22 protein-coding genes are annotated in these 23,858 nt (G+C 73.3%); 14 read left to right on the top strand and 8 right to left on the bottom strand.

The annotated features are described in order from the left end of the window. The first annotated feature begins 120 nt into the window (after positions 1-120). Positions 121-1,218 (top strand): magnesium and cobalt transport protein CorA, encoded by a 1,098-nt coding sequence (locus ABT084_RS11965; RefSeq protein WP_351041585.1) that lies wholly within the window; start codon positions 121-123, stop codon positions 1,216-1,218. On the opposite strand, the gene ABT084_RS11960 is transcribed toward ABT084_RS11965, so the two are convergent. Next, positions 1,140-2,588 (bottom strand): glycosyltransferase 87 family protein, encoded by a 1,449-nt coding sequence (locus ABT084_RS11960; RefSeq protein ID WP_351041330.1) that lies wholly within the window; start codon positions 2,586-2,588, stop codon positions 1,140-1,142. The two genes, ABT084_RS11965 and ABT084_RS11960, sit on opposite strands and share 79 nt — an antisense overlap. A 113-nt stretch (positions 2,589-2,701) precedes the next feature. On the opposite strand from ABT084_RS11960, the gene ABT084_RS11955 reads away from it, so the two are divergent. The 4 genes from ABT084_RS11955 (at position 2,702) to ABT084_RS11940 (ending at position 6,250) form a co-directional block, all read left to right on the top strand. Continuing rightward, positions 2,702-3,862, top strand: coding sequence for a molybdopterin-dependent oxidoreductase (locus ABT084_RS11955; protein WP_351041328.1), 1,161 nt, complete (start codon positions 2,702-2,704; stop codon positions 3,860-3,862). Continuing rightward, positions 3,862-4,584 (top strand): hypothetical protein, encoded by a 723-nt coding sequence (locus ABT084_RS11950; RefSeq protein ID WP_351041326.1) that lies wholly within the window; start codon positions 3,862-3,864, stop codon positions 4,582-4,584. Before ABT084_RS11955 ends, ABT084_RS11950 begins: the two co-directional genes overlap by 1 nt. Positions 4,585-4,649: 65 nt before the next feature. Then, entirely contained in the window at positions 4,650-5,729 is a 1,080-nt protein-coding gene (locus ABT084_RS11945; protein ID WP_351041323.1) for an NAD(P)H-dependent amine dehydrogenase family protein, read from the top strand. A 32-nt stretch (positions 5,730-5,761) separates the two neighbouring features. Beyond that, positions 5,762-6,250, top strand: a complete 489-nt coding sequence (locus ABT084_RS11940; RefSeq protein ID WP_502968908.1) for a carboxymuconolactone decarboxylase family protein — start codon at positions 5,762-5,764, stop codon at positions 6,248-6,250. A 70-nt stretch (positions 6,251-6,320) separates the two neighbouring features. On the opposite strand, the gene ABT084_RS11935 is transcribed toward ABT084_RS11940, so the two are convergent. The 4 genes from ABT084_RS11935 to ABT084_RS11920 form a co-directional block, all read right to left on the bottom strand. Next, positions 6,321-7,973, bottom strand: coding sequence for a GMC oxidoreductase (locus ABT084_RS11935; RefSeq protein WP_351041580.1), 1,653 nt, complete (start codon positions 7,971-7,973; stop codon positions 6,321-6,323). Between the two features lie 87 nt (positions 7,974-8,060). Beyond that, positions 8,061-8,807, bottom strand: a complete 747-nt coding sequence (locus ABT084_RS11930) for a class I SAM-dependent methyltransferase (protein WP_351041320.1) — start codon at positions 8,805-8,807, stop codon at positions 8,061-8,063. Continuing rightward, on the bottom strand, positions 8,804-9,475 hold the full coding sequence (locus tag ABT084_RS11925; protein WP_351041577.1) for a TIGR04282 family arsenosugar biosynthesis glycosyltransferase: 672 nt from the start codon (positions 9,473-9,475) through the stop codon (positions 8,804-8,806). The genes ABT084_RS11930 and ABT084_RS11925 overlap by 4 nt, the downstream gene beginning before the upstream one ends. 23 nt (positions 9,476-9,498) lie before the next feature. After that, a complete protein-coding gene (locus ABT084_RS11920) occupies positions 9,499-10,245 on the bottom strand; it encodes a glycosyltransferase family 2 protein (protein ID WP_502968902.1) in 747 nt (248 codons plus the stop codon). Positions 10,246-10,359: 114 nt separating this feature from the next. On the opposite strand from ABT084_RS11920, the gene ABT084_RS11915 reads away from it, so the two are divergent. Beyond that, positions 10,360-11,097, top strand: coding sequence for a response regulator transcription factor (locus ABT084_RS11915; protein WP_351041314.1), 738 nt, complete (start codon positions 10,360-10,362; stop codon positions 11,095-11,097). Further along, entirely contained in the window at positions 11,094-12,224 is a 1,131-nt protein-coding gene (locus ABT084_RS11910) for a sensor histidine kinase (RefSeq protein WP_351041311.1), read from the top strand. Before ABT084_RS11915 ends, ABT084_RS11910 begins: the two co-directional genes overlap by 4 nt. 39 nt (positions 12,225-12,263) lie before the next feature. Here the strand turns inward: ABT084_RS11910 and ABT084_RS11905 are convergent, their stop codons facing one another. Then, positions 12,264-13,367, bottom strand: coding sequence for an NAD-dependent epimerase/dehydratase family protein (locus tag ABT084_RS11905; RefSeq protein ID WP_351041308.1), 1,104 nt, complete (start codon positions 13,365-13,367; stop codon positions 12,264-12,266). A 234-nt stretch (positions 13,368-13,601) separates the two neighbouring features. Here ABT084_RS11905 and ABT084_RS11900 point away from each other — a divergent pair, with 234 nt between their 5' ends. From ABT084_RS11900 to ABT084_RS11890, 3 genes are all read left to right on the top strand, one after another. After that, positions 13,602-13,955, top strand: coding sequence for a DUF805 domain-containing protein (locus ABT084_RS11900; RefSeq protein WP_351041305.1), 354 nt, complete (start codon positions 13,602-13,604; stop codon positions 13,953-13,955). 254 nt (positions 13,956-14,209) lie between these two features. Further along, complete coding sequence (locus ABT084_RS11895) at positions 14,210-16,429, top strand: NADP-dependent isocitrate dehydrogenase (RefSeq protein WP_351041303.1); 2,220 nt, start codon at positions 14,210-14,212, stop codon at positions 16,427-16,429. 130 nt (positions 16,430-16,559) lie between these two features. Then, positions 16,560-17,141, top strand: coding sequence for a GNAT family N-acetyltransferase (locus ABT084_RS11890; protein WP_351041300.1), 582 nt, complete (start codon positions 16,560-16,562; stop codon positions 17,139-17,141). Between the two features lie 34 nt (positions 17,142-17,175). Here ABT084_RS11890 and ABT084_RS11885 read toward each other — a convergent pair whose 3' ends face one another. After that, positions 17,176-17,682: a hypothetical protein gene (locus tag ABT084_RS11885; protein ID WP_351041298.1), complete on the bottom strand. Its 507-nt coding sequence runs from the start codon at positions 17,680-17,682 to the stop codon at positions 17,176-17,178. Positions 17,683-17,968: 286 nt separating this feature from the next. Between ABT084_RS11885 and ABT084_RS11880 the strand changes: the two genes are divergently transcribed. After that, on the top strand, positions 17,969-19,624 hold the full coding sequence (locus ABT084_RS11880; protein ID WP_351041295.1) for a glycoside hydrolase family 71 protein: 1,656 nt from the start codon (positions 17,969-17,971) through the stop codon (positions 19,622-19,624). 125 nt (positions 19,625-19,749) lie between these two features. After that, positions 19,750-20,901 carry an aminotransferase class V-fold PLP-dependent enzyme gene (locus ABT084_RS11875; RefSeq protein WP_351041292.1) on the top strand — a complete coding sequence of 384 codons (1,152 nt, stop codon included), beginning with the start codon at positions 19,750-19,752 and terminating at the stop codon, positions 20,899-20,901. 37 nt (positions 20,902-20,938) lie between these two features. On the opposite strand, the gene cobF is transcribed toward ABT084_RS11875, so the two are convergent. Then, positions 20,939-21,691, bottom strand: coding sequence for a precorrin-6A synthase (deacetylating) (gene cobF, locus ABT084_RS11870; RefSeq protein WP_351041289.1), 753 nt, complete (start codon positions 21,689-21,691; stop codon positions 20,939-20,941). Between the two features lie 33 nt (positions 21,692-21,724). Here cobF and ABT084_RS11865 point away from each other — a divergent pair, with 33 nt between their 5' ends. After that, positions 21,725-22,480, top strand: coding sequence for a (Fe-S)-binding protein (locus ABT084_RS11865; RefSeq protein ID WP_351041286.1), 756 nt, complete (start codon positions 21,725-21,727; stop codon positions 22,478-22,480). After that, on the top strand, positions 22,477-23,784 hold the full coding sequence (locus ABT084_RS11860) for a lactate utilization protein B (RefSeq protein ID WP_351041283.1): 1,308 nt from the start codon (positions 22,477-22,479) through the stop codon (positions 23,782-23,784). The genes ABT084_RS11865 and ABT084_RS11860 overlap by 4 nt, the downstream gene beginning before the upstream one ends. The last annotated feature ends 74 nt before the right edge of the window (positions 23,785-23,858 follow it).

Here is a 23,858-nt window from a genome sequence, read left to right as displayed (position 1 = left end):
AGCCCCCGCTCCGGAGCCCCGTCCTCCCGCGCCGTGCGCCACCGGGGGCAGGCCGTCGACGGGACCTGGCTGGTGGGAGACTGTCTGGCGATCCGCCGAAGAGGAGTACGTACCGTGTCGATGTTCAGCAGCCTGCGTATCAGCAGCCTGCGCAAGGCCGTGCGCCGTGGTTACCGGCGCGCCGTCGACCTGAGCCACCCGGCCAGGTCCCCGCTGGGGAGCGCCGTGGTCAACTGCGTGGTGTACCGGGACGGCGTGCGCCAGGAGGACTGCGCCGACGCCGAGCAGGCGCTGCGCCGGATCCGCAAGGACGGCGGGGGCTTCGTCTGGGTCGGGCTGCACGAGCCGGACCAGGAGGAGCTCGCCGGCCTCGCCGCGCTCTTCGGCCTGCACCCGCTGGCCGTCGAGGACGCCGTCCACGCGCACCAGCGGCCCAAGGTGCAGCGCTACGACGACACGCTCTTCGCCGTCCTCAAGACGGTCCGCTACGTCGAGCACGAGCGGCTGACCGAGAGCAGCGAGGTGGTCGACACCGGCGAACTGATGGCCTTCGTCGGCACCGACTTCGTGATCACCGTCCGGCACGGCGGCCACGGCTCCCTCGGCCCGCTGCGCGAGGCCCTGGAACGCGACCCCGAGCAGCTCGCCAAGGGCCCGGCGGCGGTCCTGCACGCCATGGCGGACCACGTGGTCGAGGACTACCTCTGCGTCACGGACTCGGTCCAGAGCGACATCGACTCCGTCGAGAGCACGGTGTTCAGCGAGTTCAGCGGCCGGGGCGACGCGGGCCGGATCTACCAGCTCAAGCGCGAACTGCTCGAACTGCGCCGGGCGGTGGCCCCCCTGGACCGCCCGCTCCACCGCCTGGGCACCGAACCGATACCGGCCGTCCCCGCCGACGTCCGCCCGTACTTCCGCGACGTCGCCGACAACCTCTCGCGGACCACGGAACAGATCAGCGCCTACGAGGCCCTCCTGGACTCGATCCTGCAGGCCCACCTCGCGCAGGTGACCGTCGCCCAGAACGAGGACATGCGCAAGATCACGGCGTGGGCGGCGATCGTCGCCGTCCCCACCATGGTCTGCGGCATCTACGGCATGAACTTCGACCACATGCCGGAACTGCACTGGACGTACGGCTACCCGGCCGTCCTCCTCGTCATGGCCGCGTCCTGCTTCACCATCCACCGCGGCTTCCGCCGCAACGGATGGCTCTGACGGCCCGCCCAGTACCGCACCGCCGTTGCCGTCAGGGCTGTCGTCGCGGCCAGGGCGTAGGACGTCGTCGGGGTGGTGGGGCCCAGGGCCGCGGGGGAGGAGGCGATGTACGACGCCGCGCCGGCCAGGGCGGTCGGGAGCCATTCCCAGCGGCCGTCCAGGGCCACGAGGGCGATCAGCAGCAGGGCGTACCAGGAGTAGCCCGGGGTGAGCAGGAGGAACGCGGTGCCCGTGACCAGCAGGGAGCCGTGCCAGGGGCGGTCCGGGTCGCCGCGGCGCCAGACGTACGCGACCACCGCGAGCAGGACGACGGCCACGGCCGGCAGGGACCAGGAGTCGGGGAGCACCAGGCGCAGCAGGGCGTAGCGGCCCTTGGCGGCGGGGTCGTCGTAGCCCTCCTCCTCGGCGTAGCCGCCGAGGTAGCCGAAGACGGAGGAGCTGGAGGCCAGGACGTACGGCAGGTACGTCAGGGCCACGACACCGGCGGCGGGCAGCAGCAGGGCGGCCGCGTCGCGCCATCGGCGTACGCCGGACAGGGCGCCCGGGAGCAGGACGGCGGGCAGCATCTTCGCCGCGATCGCCAGGCCGAACAGGGCCCCGCCCAGAGCCCGGCGGCGGATGACCAGGCCCAGCGCGGCCACCGACAGGAGCACCGCCAGTACGTCCGCGTGGGCGTTGTTCACCGCCTCGATGGGCACGGCCGGGCACCAGGCCCAGTAAGCGGCGTGGCGCGGGTCCGCGCCCCGGCGGCGCAGGATCAGCAGGAGGAAGGCCGTCACGGCCACGGCCAGCAGGGCGCCGCCGGTCTGGAGGGCCTTGTGGCGTACGCCGGACGGTGACAGCGCGTGGACGAGGACGAAGTAGCCCTCCGCCACGGGCGGGTAGATCGTGTGCACCCGGGGCCGGTTGATGCGCGTGCACACCCCGTCGGACACCGCGGCCCGGTCCGGCCCGGCGCAGGCGGCCGCCCCCCGCGGGAACAGCCAGTCGTCGCGCAGCCGCCGGAGCGCGGGATCGGCCGGGGCGTGGTCGTACGGGGAGACCCCGGCGGCCTGTACCCGGCCGTCCCAGGCGTACCGGTAGGAGTCGGTACTGGTGCGCGGCGGCGCGACCAGGCCCGTGACGGCCACGGCGACCGCGCCGGCCAGGACCAGCGGGACGACGTACCGGGCGGGGACCGCGCGCAGGGCGGCCACGGTCACCGCGAACAGGGCCCAGGAGGCGGCGTACCACCAGGTCAGGGTCGCCTGGTCGGTGAAGAAGCCGTCCGTGCGGACCGTCGCCGTCAGCGTCGCGAGCAGCGCGACGAGGAGGGCGGCCGTGAGGGCGGGGGCCAGGGTGCGGCGGAGGGCGGCGCGGGGGCTGTGCATGCGGTCAGCCTCGCAGCGCGGCGGGCCGGGACGGGGCCGGCCGGGCCTGGTGTCCGCGTTTCGTAAGGTGTCGAAACCCCCGCTCGGCGGCCCGTGCGGCTCTGATGGAGGGCATGACCGCACCGACCCCGCGCCGGGTCTCCCCGCCGCGCCCGCGACCGCCCTCGTTCTCGGGCCGACTGCACGACGCCCGTACCGCCACCGCCGTCGGCCGGTGGCTGGGCGCGGCCTTCGCCGTGTGCTTCGTGACCGGGCTGATCAGCCACTATCTCCAGCACCCGCCGTCCTGGGCGGCGGACTCACTGCCGAGCCGTCCGGTCTGGGGGTACGCGCTCACCCAAGGGCTGCACGTGGGCACCGGGCTCGCCGCGATCGTGCTGCTGCTGGTCAAACTGTGGACGGTCTACCCGCGGCTGTTCGTCTGGCCGCCGCTGCGCTCGGTGCGGCACGCCCTGGAGCGCCTCTCGGTCGCGCTGCTCGTCGCCTCCGCCGTGTTCGAGGTCTTCAGCGGGCTGCTCAACATCGCCGAGTGGTACCCCTGGCCGTTCTCCTTCGTGCCCGTCCACTTCGCCGTCGCGTGGGTGGCCGCCGGTTCGATCCTGCTGCACATCGCGGTCAAGGCCCCCGAGATCAGGGCCCATTGGAGCAGGCGTTCCGCCGGTACGCTCGAACTCCCCGCACAGGACGGACCGGACCGGCGCTCCCTGATGCTCGGTCTCGGCGCGGCCGTCGGCGCGGTCACCCTGACCACCGTCGGCCAGTCCTTCACCCCGCTCGCCGGGCTCGACCTGCTGGCTCCCCGGCATCCCGGGTACGGGCCGCAGAGCCTGCCCGTCAACCGCACGGCGGCCGCCGCGGGCGTGAGCCCGCGGATGCTGCGGGACTGGCGGCTGGAGGTGCGCGGGCCGCTCCCGTACAGCCTGACGCATGCTCAACTCCTCGCGCTGCCGCAGACGGTGGCCGAGCTGCCGATCGCCTGCGTCGAGGGCTGGAGCGTGGACGCGGTCTGGGGCGGCGTCCGGGTGCGGGACCTGCTGGACCGGGCCGGGGCGCCGCCCGGCGCCGCCGTACGGGTCACCTCGCTGGAGGTGGGCGGCGCCTACCGGGTCATGGAGATGGGGCGCGACTACGCCCGGGACCCGCTGACCCTGCTCGCCCTGACGCTGCACGGCCAGCCGCTCTCGCCCGACCACGGTTTCCCGGCCCGGATCATCGCGCCGAACCGGCCCGGAGTGCTCCAGACCAAGTGGGTCACCCTGCTGGAGGTGCTGTGATGAACCGGCTCCCCGGACGCGGAAGCGGAAGCGGCCCCGCCGGCCCCGCCGAGCCCGCCCGCCCCGCCCGTCCTGACCGTGCCACCGTCGCGCGGTATCTCCTCGGCGCGCTCGGGCTGGCCCTGATCGCCGCCGGGGCCTGGCAGGTCATGGAGCTGCCCGGCCCGCTGGACGTGGCCATCTGGCTCGGCGGCGGCCTCGTCCTGCACGACGCGGTCATCGCCCCGCTGGTCCTCGCGGTCGGCCTGCTCCTGGCGGCCGCGGCGGCCCGGTCCGGCGTACGGCCCGGTGCCGGGTCCGGCGCAGGCGCAGGCGCCGGGGCCCGCCCCGAAGCCGCGGCCGACGGCTCGGACGCCGCCGCGCGGGGGCTCGTACGCGGCGCCCTGATCACCGGCGGATCGCTCGTCCTGATCACCCTCCCGCTGCTGCTGCGCCCCGGCGCGCCGCCCAACTCCTCGGCGCTGCCGCTGCCGTACGGGCGCAACCTGCTGATCGTGCTCGGCGCGGTGCTCGCCCTCACCCTGGCCGCGGCCGCGTACCGCGCCGCCCGGCGGCGCGCCCGTACCCGCCGCGCGGAACCGACAGCCCGCCGAGAGGAACCGACACCGCAACGCAAAGAACCGACGCTCCCGCGCGAGGACACGACACCACCGCACAAGGACACGACATCCTCACGCGAGGGCACGACATCCCCGGGCGAGGACACGACCCCCCAAGACTGAATCCGGTTCTAGTTTTACGGGCCGCGGCTCTAGGAACCTGCAGGCCCGCTCGCTACCCTCCGCGCATGATTTCCACGGTTGTCTGGGGAACCGGCAACGTCGGCCGCGCGGCCATCCGTGCCGTCGCGGCCCACCCGGCCCTGCACCTCGCCGCAGTACTCGTCCACCATCCCGACAAGGTCGGCCGCGACGCGGGCGAACTGGCCGGGCTCACCTACGCACTCGGGGTCCCGGCGACCGACGACATCGCGTCCGTCCTGGCCGCGGGCCACCGGGCGGTCGTGTACGCGGCCTCCGGCGACGTCCGGCCCGACGACGCCCTCGACGACATCGTGCGGGCGGTCCGCTCCGGCGCCGTCGTCGTCAGCCCCGCCCTCTATCCGCTCTACGACCACCGCAGCGCCCCGCCCGAATTCCGCGACCCGGTGCTCGCCGCGGTCGCCGAGGGCGGCGGCTCGCTCTTCGCCTCGGGCGTCGACCCCGGCTGGGGCAACGACGTACTGCCCCTGCTCATCAGCGGACTCGGCACCACCGTGGACGTGATCCGCTGCCAGGAGATCTTCGACTACTCCACCTACGACCAGCCGGACTCCGTCCGCCACCTGGTCGGCATGGGCCGGCCGATGGACTTCGAGCCGATGATGCTCATGCCGTCCGTGCCCACCATGGTGTGGGGCGGGCAGATACGGATGATGGCCCGCGCGCTCGGCGTCGCACTCGACGAGATCCGCGAGACCTCGGACCGGCGCGCCCTGGAGACGACCGTACGCACCGCCACGATGGGCGAGTTCGAGGCCGGCACCCAGGGCGCCATCCGCTTCGAGGTCCAGGGGATCGTCGAGGGCGAGCCCCGCATCGTCATCGAACACGTCACCCGGATCCACGCCTCCTGCGCCCCGGACTGGCCCACGCCCCCCGACGGCGCCGGAGCGCACCGCGTCGTCATCGAGGGCCGCCCGCGCATCGAGGTCACCGTCGAGTGCACCGACGAGGGCGAGAACCGGTCGGCGGGCGGCAACGCCACGGCCGTGGGACGGCTGGTGGGAGCCATCGACTGGCTCGCGGCCGCCGAACCCGGCCTCTACGACGCGCTCGACGTACCGCTGCGCCCGGCGGTCGGAAGACTCGGAAGGAAGCAGCCGTGAAGGAGGAAGGAGCCGTGAAGGAGGAAGCAACCATGAACGCCCTGCACATCGACATTCCCGAAGGCCAGCACCCGATCGAGTACGTCTGGGGCGACATGGTCCCCGGCATCGGAATGGCCGCCGCGAACTTCTCGCTCTCCGTCTACGCCCACACCACCCTGGGGCTGCGGGAGTTCGAGGCGGCCCGGCTGCGCGTGGCGCAGATCAACGGGTGCGTCTTCTGCCTCGACTGGCGCACGGACCGGGACGGCGAGAAGGTCGAGGACTCGTTCCCCGACGCCGTCGGCGAGTGGCGCACCACCAAGGTGTTCGACGAGCGGACCCGGCTGGCCGCCGAGTACGCGGAGCGCTACACCCTCGACCACCACGGTCTCGACGAGGAGTTCTGGGGCCGGATGAAGGCGGCGTACACGCAGGCCGAGATCGTGGAGCTGAGCATGAGCATCGGCTCCTGGCTGGCCTTCGGCAGGCTCAACCACGTGCTCGGCCTCGACAGTGTCTGCGTGCTGCCGGGCGCGTGACGCGCACGACGAGGTGCGGGGCCGGCCGGTGGATCCGGCCGGCCCCGCACCCGTCTCGCGAACGGCCGGGTCACAGGTCCGTGGCGATGATCTTCTCGATGTTGCGCTCGGCGAGCGCGGTGATGGTCACGAACGGGTTGACGCTGGTGTTGCCGGGGATCAGCGCTCCGTCGATGACGTACAGACCGGGGTGCCCGTGCAGCCGACCGTAGTTGTCGGTGGCCTTGTCGAGGACGGCGCCGCCGAGCGGGTGGTACGTGAGGTGGTCGCCCCAGATCTTGTAGGTGCCGAAGAGGTCGGTCCGGTAGATCGTCCCCTCCTTCGAGTTGATCTTGTCGAAGATGGTCTTGGCCATGTCGATGGCCGGCTGCTTCCAGGCCGTCTGCCAGTCCAGGTCCACATTGCCGGTACCGGCGTTGTAGGTGAACCGCGCGCGGTTCGGGTTCTTGGTGATCGACAGGTAGAAGGAGGCGTACGTCTCGATGCCGGTCGGCAGCGGCGCCACCTCGGCGAACGCGCCGCCCGCCGCCCAGTTGTCGATGCCGCCGCAGGGGATGGTCGCCTGGAGCTTGCCGGTCGGGTCCCACATGTGGTTGGCGCGGCCGCACATGACGTTGCCGTTGTCGCCCCAGCCCTTGCCGATCTCGTCGTTGAGGTTCGGCAGCAGGCCGGTGGCCTTGAGCTTCACGAGCAGTTTGCTGGTGCCGACGCTGCCCGCGGCGAAGAACACCCTGTCCGCGGTCACGCTCTTGGTGGCGACGGCGGCGCCGGTGGTGTCGAGCTGCTGGATGACGACCGTGTAGCCGCCACCGCCCGAGGGGGAGACGGTGGTGACCTTGTGGAGCGGCGAGATGGAGACCTTCCCGGTCGCCTTCGCGGCGGCGATGTAGGTCTTCTGCAGCGACTTCTTGCCGTAGTTGTTGCCGTAGAGGATCTCCCCGTCCAGCGCGGACTTGGTGGCGGTGCCCGCCGCCTCCTTCTTCATGTAGTCCCAGTCGTACACGTCGGGCACGAAGACGTAGGGGAAGTTGGAGCGCTGGGCGTGCTTGCGGCCGACCCGCGCGAACTGGTAGCAGTCCACGGTGTCGAACCAGGCCGGGTCGATCAGGCCCACCCCGAGCCCGGCGTTGGCGCGCGGGTAGTAGGTGGTGTACATCTCGTCGGCGTTCACCGTCGGGAGCACGGCGCCGAAGTTCTCGCGCTTGGGCGTGACCGCCATACCTCCGTTGACCAGCGAACCGCCGCCGACGCCCCGGCCCTGGTAGACCGTGATGCCCGCGAAGTCCTCGGCGTCCAGGATGCCGGTGTACTTGGGGATGTCCCTGTCGATCGGGAAGCCGAGGAAGTAGTTCAGCGGCGCCTTGGTCCGGGTGCGCAGCCAGTACGACCGCTGGTCGGGGTTGAGCGTGTTGCAGAAGATCTTGCCGTCCGGCCCGGGGGTGTCCCAGGCCATGCCCATCTCGATCATCTGTACGTCGACGCCCGCCTGGGCGAGCCGCAGCGCGGCGACGGAGCCGCCGTACCCGGTGCCGATCACCAGCACCGGGACGTGGGCCCCGTCGGTGATCGGCGTGGACGCGACGGCTGTGGCGGCGGCGTTCGAAGCGGAGCCCCGCACCGTGGCCGCGTTGGCTCGACCGGCTACGGCCATCACCCCCAGAATAGAACCTGTTCCTGCGATGAACCCGCGACGGGAAAATCCCTTGGATCCCTTGTCGGGCATGGCGGAGTCACTCACGTGATCTTCCTCACTCTCGGCGGAGTGAGAACAAGTTCTACTGTCGCTTGCGTGGTAAGTCACTAGATACGTCTAAGTAACTTGCGCTCGGTCGAGCCCCCGGAGCCCCGGCCGGCCCCTCCGCGTCACCCCCGTCCCGGCCCGGACCAGCCGGACGAAGATCCGCCCGTCGGCGGTCCACCGCTCCGCCGCGCTCCAGCCCGCCGCCCCCGCGTACCCGCCGAGCGCCGCGGCGCCGACCCGGGCCCAGGGGAACGGCGTACCGACCCCGCCCCGGCCGTCGTCGACCCGCACCACGCACCGCTCGTCGACCTCCGCCCCCGCGCCCGCCGCGCATTCGACGATCAGCGCGCCGCCGGGGGCGCTCACCCGCGCCAGCCGCTCCAGCAGGGCGGCCGGATCCCCGCCGATGCCGATGTTCCCGTCGATGAGCAGCGCCGTGTCCCAGCGGCCCTCGCCGGGCAGGGTCTCGAAGACCGAGCGGTGCAGCGCCGCCCCGCCCGAGCGGGTCGTACGGGCCACCGCCTCCGGGCTCACGTCGATGCCCAGCGCCCGGTGGCCCCGCAGGGCGAGCGCCGCGACCAGCCGGCCCGGCCCGCAGCCGATGTCGAGCACCGCGCCCCGGCAGCGGGCCAGCACCGTCCGGTCCGCCCGGTCGGGAGCCTCGCACCACCGCTCCACGTCCAGCGGCAGCAACCAGCCGTCGCCGCGCCGCAGGAAGAGCGGGCCGCGGCCGCGGCGCAGGGCCACGGTGTAGGGGTCGGCCGTCCACGCCGCCGCGGTCGCGGCGCCCGTACCGGCGGTGCCGAGGGCGCTCACGAGCGGGCCGCCGCATCCGCCGCGGCGGTGTTCGCCGGGGCCGCCGCCGGATCCGCCGGGCCCCTCGTCAGCTCCCTGTACACGGACGCGAACCGCCCCCCGGGCGCCTCGGCCGCCACCAGCCGGGCGTCCTCGGCGCCGTCCACGTCGCGCAGCAGCGGCAGCCGCCCCACCCGCAGCCCGGCCGCGCGCAGCCGCTCGTACTGCACGGCGCCCGTCTCCGGGACGGACATCGGTACGCCGAGCAGCAGCCCGGGATCCGCGGCGGCCAGCCCCAGCGCCCAGAACCCGCCGTCGACCGCCGGTCCGAACCAGGCGTCGTACGTCGCCCAGCCCGCCGGGTCGGCCGCGCGCCCCAGCAGCTCCGGCGTGACCTGAGGCGTGTCCATGCCGATCAGCAGCGCGGGCCCGGCGCATCCCGCGAAGGCGGCCGCCAGCCGCTCGTCCAGCGTTCCGGCGCCCTGCGGTACCACCTCGAAACCCGGCGGGACCCAGGGCCCGGGCCGCCCGTCGAGCACCAGCACCCGCCTCGCGGCCGGGGTCCTGGCCACGACGTCCAGCGTGTCGGCGAGCGAGGCCTCGGCGAGGGAAGCGGCCTCGGCGGGTGTGAACGGCGGGGTGAGCCGGGTCTTCACCCGGCCCGGCAGGGGCTCCTTGGCGATCACCATCAGCGTGGTCCGCGTCGATGTGCTCACCGCGCACCCCCGGCCGGGGCGCCCGGCGCGCCGACGGACGGCCCGGCGACCGGCGGCTGCGCCAGCACCTTGCTCATGTCGTGCACGGCCTGCCAGGTTCCCCGCCAGGTGCCGGTCACCTTCGACTTCCCCGAGCGCGGCACGTACGGCACGTCCACCTCCCGGACCCGCCAGCCCGCGTCGGCCGCCCGCACCACCATCTGCAGCGGATAGCCGCTGCGCCGGTCGCTCAGCTCCAGACCCAGCAGCTCCGCCCGCCGCCCGGCCCGCATCGGGCCCAGGTCGCGCAGGGTGAGCCCGGTCCGGCGGCGCAGCAGCCGGGCCAGCGCCAGATTCCCGGCCCGCGCGTGCAGCGGCCAGGCGCCGCGGCCCCGCGGCCGTCGCCGCCCGAGGATCAGGTCCGCCTCACCGGCCGCGACGGACGCCACGAACCCCGCCAGCAGCCCGGGGTCGAGGGAGGCGTCGCAGTCGCAGAAGCACACGACCTCCGCCTCGGCGGCGAGCAACCCGGCGTGGCAGGCGGCGCCGAACCCGCGCCGGGACTCGGTCACCACCGTGGCGCCGAGCGAGCGGGCGATCTCGGCGGAACCGTCGGTGGAACCGTTGTCCACGACCAGGGCGCGCCACCCGGCGGGGATACGGGCGAGGACCCAGGGCAGCGCCTCGGCCTCGTTCAGACAGGGAAGGACGACGTCTACCGTCGTGGGGTCTGTGCTCACTGAGTGTGCTGTCACGGGCTTCACCGTAGGAATCACAAGGCCGCGAAAGGGCCATCTACTCCTTACGAAACGCGGACGTCACCCCCGCCGGGTGGCCCGGCCGCCCCGCCGAAGGGCCACCGGTGGGAGGCTGGGCGCATGAGCATGGACCCCCCACTCCCGCGGATCCTCGTGGTGGACGACGACCCGACCGTCGCCGAGGTCGTCACCGGCTACCTGCACCGGGCCGGGTACGCCGTGGAGCAGGCCGCGGACGGCCCGGCCGCCCTGGCCCGCGCCGAACGGAACCGGCCCGACCTGGTCGTCCTGGACCTGATGCTGCCCGGAATCGACGGGCTGGAGGTGTGCCGACGGCTGCGCGCGACCGGGCCGGTACCGGTGATCATGCTCACGGCGCGCGGTGACGAGGACGAACGGATCGCCGGACTGGAGGTCGGCGCGGACGACTACGTCACCAAACCCTTCAGCCCGCGCGAGCTCGTCCTGCGGGTCACCTCCGTCCTGCGGCGCAGCCGCGCGGCCGAGCGGCCCGCCGGGCCCGCCGCCGCGGCCGCCGCCCCGGTCGTGCTCGCGGGCGCCGGGCTCGCGCTCGACCCGGCGACCCACCGGGCCACCAAGAACGGCGCCGCATTGGCCCTGACCCTGCGCGAATTCGATCTGCTGGCCCACTTCCTGCGCTACCCCGGGCGCGCGATCGGCCGGGAGGACCTGATGCGGGAGGTGTGGGGCTGGGACTTCGGGGACCTGTCCACCGTCACCGTGCACGTGCGGCGGCTGCGCGCGAAGATCGAGGACGATCCCGGCAGCCCCCGGCTCATCCAGACCGTGTGGGGCGTCGGATACCGCTTCGACGCCGGACAGGAGGAAGCGCGATGAAGGACATCCTGCTCATCGCGCTCTTCGCCCTCGGCGGAGCCGCCTGCGCCGGGGCGCTGGGCGCGGCCGTCCTGCGCCTGGTGCGCCACCGCTCGGTGACCGTGTCCCTGACCGTGGTGGGCGCCGTCACCGTCACCGCGATGCTCGCCGGTACGCTCGCGGTCGCCCAGGCGATGTTCCTGTCCCCGCACGACCTGGGCGTGGTCACCCTGGTCGCCGCGATGGCCGCCGTGGTCTCGCTGGCCACCGCGCTGGTGCTGGGCCGCTGGGTGGTCGCCCGCAGCCGCGAACTCTCCCTGGCGGCGCGCGACTTCGGTGACGGCGGCAGCTTCGCGGCGCCGCCGGGGCAGGCGACCGCCGAACTGGCGGGGCTTTCGCGTGAGTTGGCGGCGACGAGCGCCAAACTCGCCGCCTCGCGCGAGCGGGAGCGGGCGCTGGAGACCTCCCGCCGGGAGCTGGTCGCCTGGATCTCGCACGACCTGCGGACCCCGCTGGCGGGGCTCCGCGCGATGTCGGAGGCGCTGGAGGACGGCATGGCCGCCGACCCGGCGCGCTACCACCGGCAGATCCGCACCGAGGTGGAGCGGCTCAACTCGATGGTGAGCGACCTCTTCGAGCTGTCCCGGATCCACGCCGGGGCGCTGTCCCTGACCCCGAGCCGCATGTCGGCCTACGACCTGGTCGGGGACGCGCTGTCGGGGGTGGACCCGCTGGCGCGGGAGCACGGCGTACGGCTGGTGGGGGAGGCGGTGGAGCGGGTCCCGGTCGAGGTGGACGGCAAGGAGATGACGCGGGTCCTGGCGAACCTGCTGATCAACGCCATCCGGCACACCCCGGCCGACGGGACGGTGGCGGTGGCCGCGGAGCGGCGGGGGGACGGGGTGGTGCTGTCGGTGACCGACGGGTGCGGGGGGATCCCGGCGGAGGACCTGACGCGGGTCTTCGACACGGGCTGGCGGGGGACCGTGGCGCGGACGCCGCCGGCGGGGGCCGGGCCGGTGCCTCCGGCGGGCGCGGGGCTGGGGTTGGCGATCGTGCGGGGGATCGTGGAGGCGCATGCGGGGCGGGCCGAGGTGCGGAACGTTCCCGGGGGGTGTCGGTTCGAGGTGACCCTGCCGGTTCGCTAGGCGCTGGCCCCGGGGGCGCTGCCCCCGGACCCCCGCGCCTCAAACGCCGGCGGGGCTGGGATGGGCCCCGGTCGGATCGGTGTGGGTCGTGGTTGCCGAGGGGCGTTGGGTTGCGTGGGCGAATTCCGTCATGCCGGTGGTGAAGCTGATCTGGGGGAGCCAGCCGAGGTCGTGGCGTAGGCGGGTGGAGTCCGCCGTGACGTGGCGGACGTCGCCGAGGCGGAATTCGCCCGTGATCACCGGGGCCGGGCCGCCGTGGGCGGTGGCGAGGGCCGCGGCCATCTCGCCGACCGTGTGCGGGTCACCGCTGCCGGTGTTGTACGCCGTCGCCGTGCCCCCGGGCCGGGAGGCGACCGCCTCCAGCGCCGTCACGTTCGCCTCCGCCACGTCCCGGACGTGGACGAAGTCCCGCCGCTGGGCGCCGTCTTCGTACACCCGGGGCGCCTCGCCGCGGGCCAGCGCCGAGCGGAAGAAGGAGGCCACTCCCGCGTACGGAGTGTCGCGCGGCATGCCCGGCCCGTAGACGTTGTGGTAGCGCAGCGACACCGAACGGCCGTCCACGCACCGGGCCCAGGACGCCGCCAGGTGCTCCTGGGCCAGCTTCGTCGTCGCGTACACGTTGCGCGGGTCCGCCGGGGCGTCCTCGTCCACCAGGCCCGGGGTCAGTTCCGCCCCGCAGGACGGGCAGTGCGGCTCGAACCGTCCCGCGCGCAGGTCCGCCGCGCGGCGCGGGGCCGGGTGGACCACGCCGTGCGCGGGGCAGTCGTAACGCCCCTCGCCGTAGACGACCATCGACCCGGCCAGCACCAGGTCGCGCACGCCCGCCGAGGCCATCTCGGCCAGCAGGACGGCCGTTCCCAGGTCGTTGCAGCCGACGTACGCGGGGGCGTCGGCGAAGTCCTTGCCCAGCCCCACCATCGCGGCCTGGTGGCACACCGCGTCCACCCCGCGCAGGGCCTCCCGCACGGCGGGCGCGTCCCGTACGTCGGCCCGTACGAACTCGGCGTCCCGCAGGTCCGGCGGACCGGGGTGCGCGGCGGGCAGCAGCGCGTCCAGTACGACCGGGTCGTGTCCACGGCGCCGCAGCGCCCCGACGATGTGCGAGCCGATGAACCCGGCTCCGCCTGTGACGAGTACTCGCATGCTCCGGACGCTACGGAGGTCCGGGCGCCAACGGGGGTTCCCGTCCCGGCCGTAAGACTTCCGTCACCCGGAAGTGCCACGCGAGTCCATGGTTTCGGGCCATCGGCCGGCCAGGAAAGTGGCTCTGAATTCGTCTTGCGCGATGGCTTGACCACCACATAAAGGGGGCATAAATTCTGCCCCGGCTTGCTCCGCCAGGACGGGCCGCCGCACATCCGTCCTCTGGGGGGATCCATGCACTGGTACACCGACGTGGTACTCAAGCGCTACATCGACTTCTCCGGCCGCTCGCGCCGACAGGAATACTGGATGTTCGTCCTGGTCAACCTCGCCGCGGTCATCGTCGTGGCGCTGGTGGACAACCTTCTCGGCACCTTCCCGCTGCTCTACGTCCTGTACGGGCTGGCCGTCCTGCTGCCCGGTCTCGGTCTCGCGGTCCGCCGGCTCCACGACACCGGCAAGTCCGGCTGGTGGATGCTGATCGCCCTGATCCCGTTCGTCGGCGGCATCTGGCTGATCGTCCTCATGGCCACCGAGGGCCACCCGCAGCCGAACCAGTACGGCCCGAACCCGAAGGTCGCGGTCTGAGGTTCCCCCGGCGTCACCAGTACCGCCCGTAGCACCCGCGTCACCGAGAGCGCCGCGCCCCACGGACCCGTGGGCGCGGCGCTCTCGCCGTTCCCCACGGCGCCCGGAGCGCCGGAGCGTCCCCGGCGACCAGGGGTGACGCGTCTCTCGCCGAAGCCGGGGCGGGGGGCTGTCGGAGGAGAGCCGATCACGAGATATCTTGATGTCGAGCAATGTTGCAGACGAGAGACGCAGACTGTGGAGCGGAGCATCCGGTGACTGACTCGACCATCATCTACACGCACACTGACGAGGCCCCGGCCCTGGCCACCCATTCGTTCCTGCCCGTGGTCCAGGCGTACGCCTCGACCGCCGGCGTGCGCGTGGAGACGCGGGACATCTCGCTGGCCGGCCGGATCATCGCGAGCTTCCCCGAGCGTCTCGAAGCCGACCAGCGCATCGAGGACGCCCTCGCCGAGCTGGGCGAGCTGGCCAAGACGCCCGGCGCGAACATCATCAAGCTGCCCAACATCTCGGCTTCGATCCCGCAGCTCAAGGCCGCGGTCGCCGAGCTCCAGGGCCAGGGCTACGCGCTGCCGGACTACCCGGACGACCCGAAGACCGACGAGGAGCGCGAGACCCGCGCCCGCTACGACAAGGTCAAGGGCAGCGCCGTCAACCCGGTCCTGCGCGAGGGCAACTCCGACCGCCGCGCCCCCGCCTCGGTCAAGAAGTACGCCAAGGCCCACCCGCACCGCATGGGCGCCTGGACCCCCGAGTCGAAGACCAACGTCGCCACCATGGGCGCCGACGACTTCCGCTCCACCGAGAAGTCCACCGTGATCACCGAGGCCGGCTCGCTGCGCATCGAGTTCGTCGCCAAGGACGGCGCGACCACCGTGCTGCGCGAGTCCGTACCGGTGCTCGCCGGTGAGGTCGTGGACGCCTCCGTGCTGCACGTCGACGCGCTGCGCACCTTCCTCAACGACCAGATCGAGCGTGCCAAGGCCGAGGGCGTCCTGTTCTCCGTGCACCTCAAGGCCACGATGATGAAGGTCTCCGACCCGATCGTCTTCGGCCACGTGGTCCGCGCCTTCTTCCCGAAGACCTTCGCGCGCTACGGCGAGACCCTCGCCGCCGCCGGTCTGTCCCCGAACGACGGCCTCGGCACCATCCTGAACGGCCTGGGCGCGCTGCCCGACGCCGCCGCGATCAAGGCCTCCTTCGACGCCGAGATCGCCGAGGGCCCGGCCCTCGCGATGGTCGACTCGGACAAGGGCATCACCAACCTGCACGTCCCGTCCGACGTGATCGTCGACGCCTCCATGCCGGCGATGATCCGCACCTCCGGTCACATGTGGGGGCCGGACGGCGCCGAGGCCGACACCCTCGCCGTCCTCCCGGACAGCAGCTACGCCGGTGTCTACCAGGTCGTCATCGACGACTGCCGCGCGCACGGCGCGTTCGACCCGTCCACGATGGGCTCGGTGCCGAACGTCGGCCTCATGGCCCAGAAGGCCGAGGAGTACGGCAGCCACGACAAGACCTTCGAGATCGCCGCCGCGGGCACCGTCCGCCTCGTCGACGCCGCGGGCACCACGGTCCTGGAGCAGGAGGTCGCCGCCGGTGATATCTTCCGCGCCTGCCAGACCAAGGACCTGCCGATCCAGGACTGGGTCAAGCTCGCCGTCACCCGCGCCCGCGCCACCGGCTCCCCGGCCGTCTTCTGGCTGGACGAGACCCGTGCGCACGACGCCCAGCTCATCGCCAAGGTGAAGACCTACCTCGCCGACCACGACACCGATGGCCTGACCATCGAGATCCTGTCGCCGGAGAAGGCCACCGCCTACTCGCTGGAGCGCATCCGCCGCGGCGAGGACACCATCTCGGTGACCGGCAACGTGCTGCGCGACTACCTGACCGACCTCTTCCCGATCCTGGAGCTGGGCACCAGCGCCAAGATGCTGTCGGTCGTTCCGCTCATGAACGGCGGCGGCCTCTTCGAGACCGGCGCCGGCGGCTCCGCCCCGAAGCACGTGCAGCAGCTCGTCAAGGAGAACTACCTCCGCTGGGACAGCCTCGGCGAGTTCCTCGCGCTGGCCGTCTCCTTCGAGCACCTCGCCCAGACCACCGGCAACGCCCGCGCCCAGGTGCTGGCCGACACGCTGGACCGGGCCACCGGCACGTTCCTCGACGAGGACAAGTCGCCGAGCCGCCGCCTCGGTGGCATCGACAACCGCGGCAGCCACTTCTACCTCGCCCTGTACTGGGCGCAGGAGCTGGCCCGCCAGACCGAGGACGCCGAGCTGGCGGCCTCCTTCGAGGCCCTCGCCAAGACCCTCGGCGAGCAGGAGTCGGTCATCGTCGGCGAGCTCATCGCGGTCCAGGGCTCCCCGGCCGACATCGGCGGCTACTACCAGCCCGACGTCACCAAGGCCACGGCCGTCATGCGTCCGTCCGCGACGCTGAACCAGGCGCTCACGCTCCTGGGCTGATCCGCCCCCGCACGACGCACGTGACGCACCGCCCCGGCCGGGGTCCCTCCGGCCGGGGCGGTCGTGCGTCCCGCGCCGGGGCCGTCTTATTCGGTTGTGGCCCGGACCCGGCGGCGGCTAGTAATACCGCGTGATCAATGGACACTTGGCCGGCCTGCGCGCCCGCCACCCCGACGACGTGGCCGTCCTGCACGCCGAGCTGTACGACGACGTGTACACCCACTCGCGGGCCAACGCCCAGCCCTGGCGCCCGCTGCCCCTCGCGGGCGGGCACTCGCCGTACGAACCCGCCGCGCCCCCCGAGAAGGCCGACCTCTTCTCCGTGGTCGACCTCGCCTCCGGGGAGCTCGCGGGCGAGGCGGTGCTCTGGGGCATCGACACCCACAACCGCAGCGCCCACCTCGGGCTGTCCCTGCGGCCCGGCAGCCGCGGCCGCGGGTTCGGGGCGGAGGTGGTCCAGCTGCTGTGCCGCTACGGATTCACCCTGCGCGGGATGAACCGCCTCCAGGTGGAGACCCTCGCCGACAACACGGCGATGCGCAGGGCCGCGGGCGCGGCCGGCTTCGTCCTCGAGGGCACCCTCCGCGGCTCCGGCTGGGTGTACGGCGCTTTCGTCGACGAGGTGATCCTCGGCCTGCTCGCCGCGGACTGGACCGAACCCGACCTGAAGGCCGCGGCCGAGGCCCGGGCGCAGGCCGGTCCCCGGTCCTGACGGTGACCCGGCGGGCGGTGCGCCCCGGGCGGCGTCAGAGGCGGTGGACCCGCTCCTGTTCCAGCGCCAGCGGGCAGCGTCCGGCCGCCAGGATCCGCAGTCCCGGCGCGCGGGCGAGTAAAGCGCGCAGCCAGTTCAACGCCTCCGGGGTGAGCCGGTCGGAGCCGTCCAGGACCAGCAGCATGTCCCGCTCGGCGAGCCACGAGGCGGCGTTGGCCGACCCGTACGGCAGGTAGGGCATCCCCGGTACGGAGCCCAGCGCGCCCACCAGTTCGCGCACCCCGGAGGCGTATTCGAGGGTGACGACGGCCACCCCGTCGCAGAAGTTGGACGTCAGCCGCCGGGCCATCTCCCGCACCAGCCGGCTCCGCGACGCCCCGAACCCTCCGGTCACCGTCAGGACCCGCCCCCGCCGGACGGCCGTGAGCAGCCGGGACAGCTCGGCGGAGGTCGCCGGCAGCGTCCCCGTACAACCCGGGTCCCGCCCGTGTTCCCGTCCCGGTTCGCGTCTTTGATCCCGGTCCCGTTCCCCCATCGGCACGATGCCCCCCATTGCATGCGTGGCCAAGTGCGGCACGAGGGTTGAATCGAGCCGCGTGCCGACGATTATGCGCCAGCTGCGCCGTAAGACCAGGGGAATTTCCCATTCCGTGGAATGGCCCGCGTTCGGCGTAGGCACGGTGGTCCCCGTGACGTACGCGCCGGACCCGGCGAGCCCGGCAACGGTTGTCCCGACCGCGGGGATCGGCTCTACTGCTGTGCAGCCCCCGCACGGGGCGTGTTCCGGGAGGGGATCCAGCATGGGCGCGCGGAGACGGAGACGGCCCTTGTCGCACCGCCGCCGCGCGGGCGTGCGCGGCGGCAGGACCCTGGGGGCCGGGCTCCTGGCGGCCTTCCTCCTGATCGGGGTGTTCGCCGCGACGGGCATCGCCGGGGACCCCTTCTCCGCCGGCTCACGGCACGACCGCTCGGCGCCGGACACCGGCGCGCCGTGGTCCACCGGACCCGGCGGCCACGACCCGGCCGACCGGGCCCCCGCGAACGGCACACCGGGGACGGGCCCCGCCCCCTCCGCGCCGGGAGCCGCGGGCGGTCCGTCCGGCCCGGGCACCACCGGCCAACGGCCCGCCGGCGCACTGCCCTTCGACCTGCCGGCCGCCGCCCGGGCCGGATCCGGCAAGAAGCTGGTCTTCGCCCACTACTTCACCCCGTACCCGCTCTCCCTCGACAACGCGAGCGCGGACAGCGACTACTACGCGCGCAACTACCTCACCCCGGCGGGGGAGAACGGCAAGCACGAGCGCTACGGCGGGCTGCTGCGCGACCGGCCGCTGCCCGTACCGCCCAAGGGGGGCGACTGGGAGCTCGCCAACCTCCGCGAGGAGGTGCGCACGGCCCGCGCCGCCGGGATCGACGGGTTCACCCTCGACCTGCTCTCCCTCTCCGGCGCCAACTGGGACCGGGCCAACCGGCTGATGGAGGCGGCCCGTTCGGTCGATCCCGCCTTCAAGGTGATGCTGATGCCGGACATGACCTCGCTCCAGGCCGACGACCCCGCCGTGCTGGCCGACGCGATCGCCGCCCTCGGCAAGGCGCCCGCCGCGCACCGGCTCGGCGACGGCCGCCTGGTCGTCTCGCCGTTCAAGGCGGAGCAGAAGGACGTCGCCTGGTGGACCCGGGTCCTGGACCTCCTGCGGTCGAAGCACGGCATCCGGACCGCGTTCGTCCCCCTCTTCCTCGACTTCGACGCCCACCACGAGCGGTTCGCGCCCCTCAGCTACGGGTTCTCCGAGTGGGGCAGCCGCAGTTACGTCGGCCAGGACGGAGCGGCCGGCGACGTCCGGCGCGCGCACGGCCTCGGCAAGATCTGGATGCAGCCGGTCTCGGTCCAGGACGCCCGTCCCAACCAGGGCATCTACGACGAGGCGGGGAACACCGCCACGCTGCGGTCCACCTGGACCCACGCCATCGACGACGGCGCCGACTGGGTACAGCTGACCACCTGGAACGACTACTCGGAGGGCAGCCAGTTCGCGCCGTCCCTGCACAACGGCCACACCTACCTGGACCTCTCCTCCTACTACCTGGCCCGGTTCAAGACGGGCGCCTGGCCGCCGATCGTCCGGGACACGCTCTACCTGACCTCGCGCACCCAGTTCGCCGCGGCCGACCCGACCGGGAACCAGTCCCTGGTGATGTCCCCGCGCAAGGGCAGCGCCGCCCCGCGGGACGCGGTGGAGGTGCTGAGCTTCCTGACCGCGCCCGCCACCGTCCGTACCGCCACGGGCGCCGCCAAGGACGCGTACGAGGCCCCGGCCGGGGTCCACGCGCAGCTGCTTCCCCTCCAACCCGGCACCAGCTCGGCCCGGGTGGTCCGCGACGGGACCACCACGACCACCGTGGAGCTGCCGTACCCGGTGGACCGCACGGTCCAGGTACAGGACCTCCAGTACTACGGCGTCAGCAGCGGCCGGGAGTCCTGACCGGGCGGGGCCGCCGTCCGCCGTGGCGTAATTGGCCCTACCGGACCGTGCGGCCACCCCCCATGATCCGGAAGGACAGCACCGCCACACCCGCGCACCGCCGTGCCGACACCCCGGAGGCATCCGTGACCGAGCCCACCACCCTGTCCGCCTTCCCCGGCGGGGCCGGACTCTTCCGCCTGGACCCGGACATCGCCCACCTCAACCACGGCTCCTTCGGCGCCGTGCCGATACCCGTCCAGGACGCCCAGCAGGCCCTGCGCGACGAGGCGCACGCCGACCCGGACTCCTTCTTCATCGGCGCCCCGGACCGGATCGCCGCCGCCCGCACCCGCGTCGCCGCCCACCTCGCCCCGGGCGCCGACCCGGAGACCATGGCCTTCGTCTCCAACGCCACCGAGGGCGCCAACCTGGCCCTGGGCGCCCTGCGGCTCGCCGACGGCGAGGAGATCCTGGTCACCGACCACGGCTACGGCACCGTCGTCGAGGCCGCCGCCCGCCGCGCCCCGCTCACCACCGTCGCCCTCGACCCGGCGCTGCCCGACGAGGACGCCGTACGCGAAGCCGTACTGGCCGGGCTCACCCCGCGCACCAAGGTGGCCGTCCTCGACCACATCAGCTCGCCCACCGCCCGCGTCATCGCCTCGCCGCGGCTCCTCGCCGACCTCGCCGAGCGCGGGATCACCACCATCGTCGACGGCGCGCACGCCCTCGGGATGATCGCCGAGCCGCTCGCCGGCGGGCCCGACTTCTGGTTCGGCAACCTGCACAAGTGGGGCTACGCGCCGTCGGGCAGCGCCGTGCTCGCCGTCCCGGACCCCGGGCACCGGGCCCGGATCCGGCCCCTGGTCCCCTCCTGGGAGGACCACCGGGGCTTCCCGCGCTCGCTGGAGGGCCGGGCCACCGTCGACTACACCGGCTGGCTCGCCGCCCCCGAGGGCCTGGACCTGCTGGCCGGTCTCGACGCCGCCAAGGTACGGGCCCACAACAGCGCGCTGGCCGCGTACGGGGCGGCGCTGCTCGCCGAACTGCCCGGGCTGGTGCCGCTGCCGCACACCGAAGGGCTCGCCATGCGCGCGCTGCGGCTGCCCCCGGGGACCGCCGAGACCCAGGAGGGCGCCCGGGCGCTGCGCGAGGAGATCGCGGCGCGGCTGCGCATCCGGGTCCTGGTCTGGCCGTGGCCGGGCGGCGGCGGCATCAGGATCTGCGGCCAGATCTACAACCGGCCCGAGGAGTACGAACACCTCGCGGCCGGTCTCGCCACACTGCTCGCCTAGATCATCTCGCCGGGCCGGGTCGCCCCGGCCCGGCGGGTCAGTTCCGGCGCAGCAGGTAGGTGTCCATGATCCAGCCCTTGCGGGCCCGGGCCTCCGTGCGCAGCTCCTCGATCCGCCCGGCCACCTCGGCCAGCTTCCCCGAGACCAGGATCTCGTCCTCGGTGCCGACGTAGGCGCCCCAGTAGATGAAGAGGTCCTGGTCGAGGTGGTGCGTGAAGGCGTGCCGCGCGTCCAGCATCACCACCACGTCGTCCACGTCCGCGGGCCAGCCCTCGGCGAGGCGCCGCCCGGTGGTGATCTGGACGGGGCGGCCGACCCGGTTCAGGTTGGTCCGGTGCCGGGCCAGCAGCGCGGACACGCTGCTGATGCCGGGGACCACCTCGTGCGCGAACTCCACCCGGCCCCGCTCCAGCACCTCGTCGAGGATCGCGAGGGTGGAGTCGTACAGGGAGGGATCGCCCCACACGAGGAACGCGCCGGTCTCGCCCTCGGCCAGGTCGTCCGCGATGAACCGCTCGAACAGCTCGGCCCGCGCGCTGCGCCAGCCGTCCACCGTCGGCGCGTAATCGGCCGGAGTGCGGTCCCGGTCCGGGTCGCGGCCCTCCACGAGCCGGTGGTCCGGGCGGGCGTGGGCGTCGAGCATCGCGCGCCGCAGCCCGGTCAGATCCGCCTTCTCCTCGCCCTTCTCCAGGATGAGGAACGCGTGCGCGGCCCCGATCGCCTTCACCGCCTGGAGGGTGAGGTGGTCCGGGTCGCCCGCGCCTATACCGATCACTGAGAACTTCTTCACCGGGCCATTCTGCACCCCGCTATTGTGCGGGTCATGCGGGTCGCCCTGTTCGTCACCTGCGTCAATGACGCGCTGTACCCCTCGACGGGCATCGCCGTCGTGCGACTGCTGGAGCGGCTGGGCGTCGAGGTGGACTTCCCCGCCGCGCAGAGCTGCTGCGGCCAGCCCCAGTACAACACCGGATACCGCCACGAGAGCGAACCCCTGCTGCGGCGCACCGCCGCCGCCTTCGCCGGATACGACCACGTGGTCACGCCCTCCGGATCCTGCGCCGCGATGATCCGCGAGCACTACCCGCGGATCGGCCGGAGAGCGGCGGGGGAGGGCCGGGGTGACACGCTGTACGAGCTGGCCGCCGACCTGGCCCCGCGGGTGTACGAGCTGACCGAGTTCCTGGTGGACGTGCTCAAGGTGACCGACGTCGGCGCGTACTTCCCGCACAAGGTCACCTACCACCCGTCCTGCCACGGGCTGCGCTTCCTCGGGCTCGGCGACCGGCCGCGCAGGCTGCTCGCCGCGGTCAGGGGGCTGGAGCTCGTCGAGCTGCCGGGGGCCGAGGAGTGCTGCGGCTTCGGCGGCACCTTCGCCCTCAAGAACCCCGACGTGTCCGCCGCGATGGGTGCCGACAAGATCCGCGCCGCCGAGGGCACCGGCGCCCGGGTGCTCTGCGGGGCCGACAACTCCTGCCTCGCCCACCTCGACGGCACCCTGCGCCGCGTCGGATCCCCGCTGCGCGCCCTGCACCTCGCCGAGATCCTGGCCGCCACCGAGGAGGAACCCGCGCGATGACCGGTACGGGACCCACGGACCTCGGTATGCCCTCCTTCCCGGCCTTCCCCGCCGCCGCGCGGGAGGCCCTACACGACGGCGTACTGCGCGCCAACCTGCGCCGCGCCACCCACACCATCCGCGACAAGCGCGCCCGGGCCGTCACCGAACTCGCCGACTGGGACCTGCTGCGCGCCGCCGGGAAGGCGGTCAAGGACCACACCCTGCGCCATCTCGACCGCTACCTGCTGGAGTTGGAGGCCTCGGTCACCGCGGCGGGCGGCACCGTCCACTGGGCGGCCGACGCCGCGGAGGCCAACCGGATCGTGACGGACCTCGTCCTGGCCACCGGTGAGCGCGAGGTGGTCAAGGTCAAGTCCATGGCCACCCAGGAGATCGGCCTGAACGAGGCCCTGGAGGCCGCCGGGATCGCCGCCTACGAAACCGACCTCGCGGAACTCATCGTCCAGCTGGGCCACGACCGGCCCTCCCACATCCTGGTCCCGGCCATCCACCGCAACCGGGACGAGATCCGCGAGGTCTTCGCGGCGGAGATGGGCCGCTGGGGCCGCCCCGCGCCGGACGGCCTCGGTGACGACCCGCGCGAACTCGCCGAGGCCGCGCGGCTGCACCTGCGCGAGAAGTTCCTGCGCGCCAAGGTCGCCGTGTCCGGCGCCAACTTCATGGTCGCCGAGACCGGCACGATGGTCGTCCTCGAGTCCGAGGGCAACGGCCGCATGTGCCTGACCCTGCCCGAGACCCTGATCTCGGTGGTCGGCATCGAGAAGGTGCTGCCGACCTTCCGCGACCTGGAGATCTTCCTCCAGACGCTGCCGCGCTCCTCGACGGCCGAGCGGATGAACCCGTACACGACGATGTGGACGGGCACCACGCGGGGCGACGGGCCGAGCGCCTTCCACCTCGTCCTCCTCGACAACGGCCGCACCGACACCCTCGCCGACGAGGTCGGCCGCCAGGCCCTGCGGTGCATCCGCTGTTCCGCCTGCCTCAACGTCTGCCCGGTGTACGAGCGCGCGGGCGGCCACGCCTACGGCTCCGTCTACCCGGGCCCGATCGGCGCCATCCTCAGCCCCCAACTCCGGGGCACCGCAAGCGAGATCGACGCCTCGCTGCCCTACGCCTCCACCCTGTGCGGCGCCTGCTACGAGGTGTGCCCGGTCGCCATCGACATCCCGGAAGTCCTGGTCCACCTGCGCGAACGGGTGGTCCAGGGCGGCCCGGTGACCCGCGAGGGCATCCGCGTACGGGTCCGGCCCGCCCGCGGGCACGCGGCCGAGCGGGCTCAGGTGGCCGTCGTCAGGTAGGCCTGTTCCAGGTTGGCGATGTTCGCAGGGATGGTCGCGCACCCTCCATTGCCCCAGTTCCACAGGGACGCTTC

It is taken from the genome of Streptomyces sp. NPDC002138, from assembly GCF_040296485.1.
Lineage (GTDB): Bacteria > Actinomycetota > Actinomycetes > Streptomycetales > Streptomycetaceae > Streptomyces.
Note: the sequence above shows the minus strand (reverse complement) of the source record. Positions and strands in the feature narration are given on the sequence as shown.

Bases quoted from the DNA above. Each gene is read 5' to 3' on its own strand.
- ABT084_RS11965 (WP_351041585.1), top strand. From the start codon at position 121: ATGTTCAGCAGCCTGCGTATCAGCAGCCTGCGCAAGGCCGTGCGCCGT.
- ABT084_RS11960 (WP_351041330.1), bottom strand. From the start codon at position 2,588: ATGCACAGCCCCCGCGCCGCCCTCCGCCGCACCCTGGCCCCCGCCCTC.
- ABT084_RS11955 (WP_351041328.1), top strand. From the start codon at position 2,702: ATGACCGCACCGACCCCGCGCCGGGTCTCCCCGCCGCGCCCGCGACCG.
- ABT084_RS11950 (WP_351041326.1), top strand. From the start codon at position 3,862: ATGAACCGGCTCCCCGGACGCGGAAGCGGAAGCGGCCCCGCCGGCCCC.
- ABT084_RS11945 (WP_351041323.1), top strand. From the start codon at position 4,650: ATGATTTCCACGGTTGTCTGGGGAACCGGCAACGTCGGCCGCGCGGCC.
- ABT084_RS11940 (WP_502968908.1), top strand. From the start codon at position 5,762: ATGAACGCCCTGCACATCGACATTCCCGAAGGCCAGCACCCGATCGAG.
- ABT084_RS11935 (WP_351041580.1), bottom strand. From the start codon at position 7,973: ATGCCCGACAAGGGATCCAAGGGATTTTCCCGTCGCGGGTTCATCGCA.
- ABT084_RS11925 (WP_351041577.1), bottom strand. From the start codon at position 9,475: ATGGTGATCGCCAAGGAGCCCCTGCCGGGCCGGGTGAAGACCCGGCTC.
- ABT084_RS11915 (WP_351041314.1), top strand. From the start codon at position 10,360: ATGAGCATGGACCCCCCACTCCCGCGGATCCTCGTGGTGGACGACGAC.
- ABT084_RS11910 (WP_351041311.1), top strand. From the start codon at position 11,094: ATGAAGGACATCCTGCTCATCGCGCTCTTCGCCCTCGGCGGAGCCGCC.
- ABT084_RS11905 (WP_351041308.1), bottom strand. From the start codon at position 13,367: ATGCGAGTACTCGTCACAGGCGGAGCCGGGTTCATCGGCTCGCACATC.
- ABT084_RS11900 (WP_351041305.1), top strand. From the start codon at position 13,602: ATGCACTGGTACACCGACGTGGTACTCAAGCGCTACATCGACTTCTCC.
- ABT084_RS11865 (WP_351041286.1), top strand. From the start codon at position 21,725: ATGCGGGTCGCCCTGTTCGTCACCTGCGTCAATGACGCGCTGTACCCC.
- ABT084_RS11860 (WP_351041283.1), top strand. From the start codon at position 22,477: ATGACCGGTACGGGACCCACGGACCTCGGTATGCCCTCCTTCCCGGCC.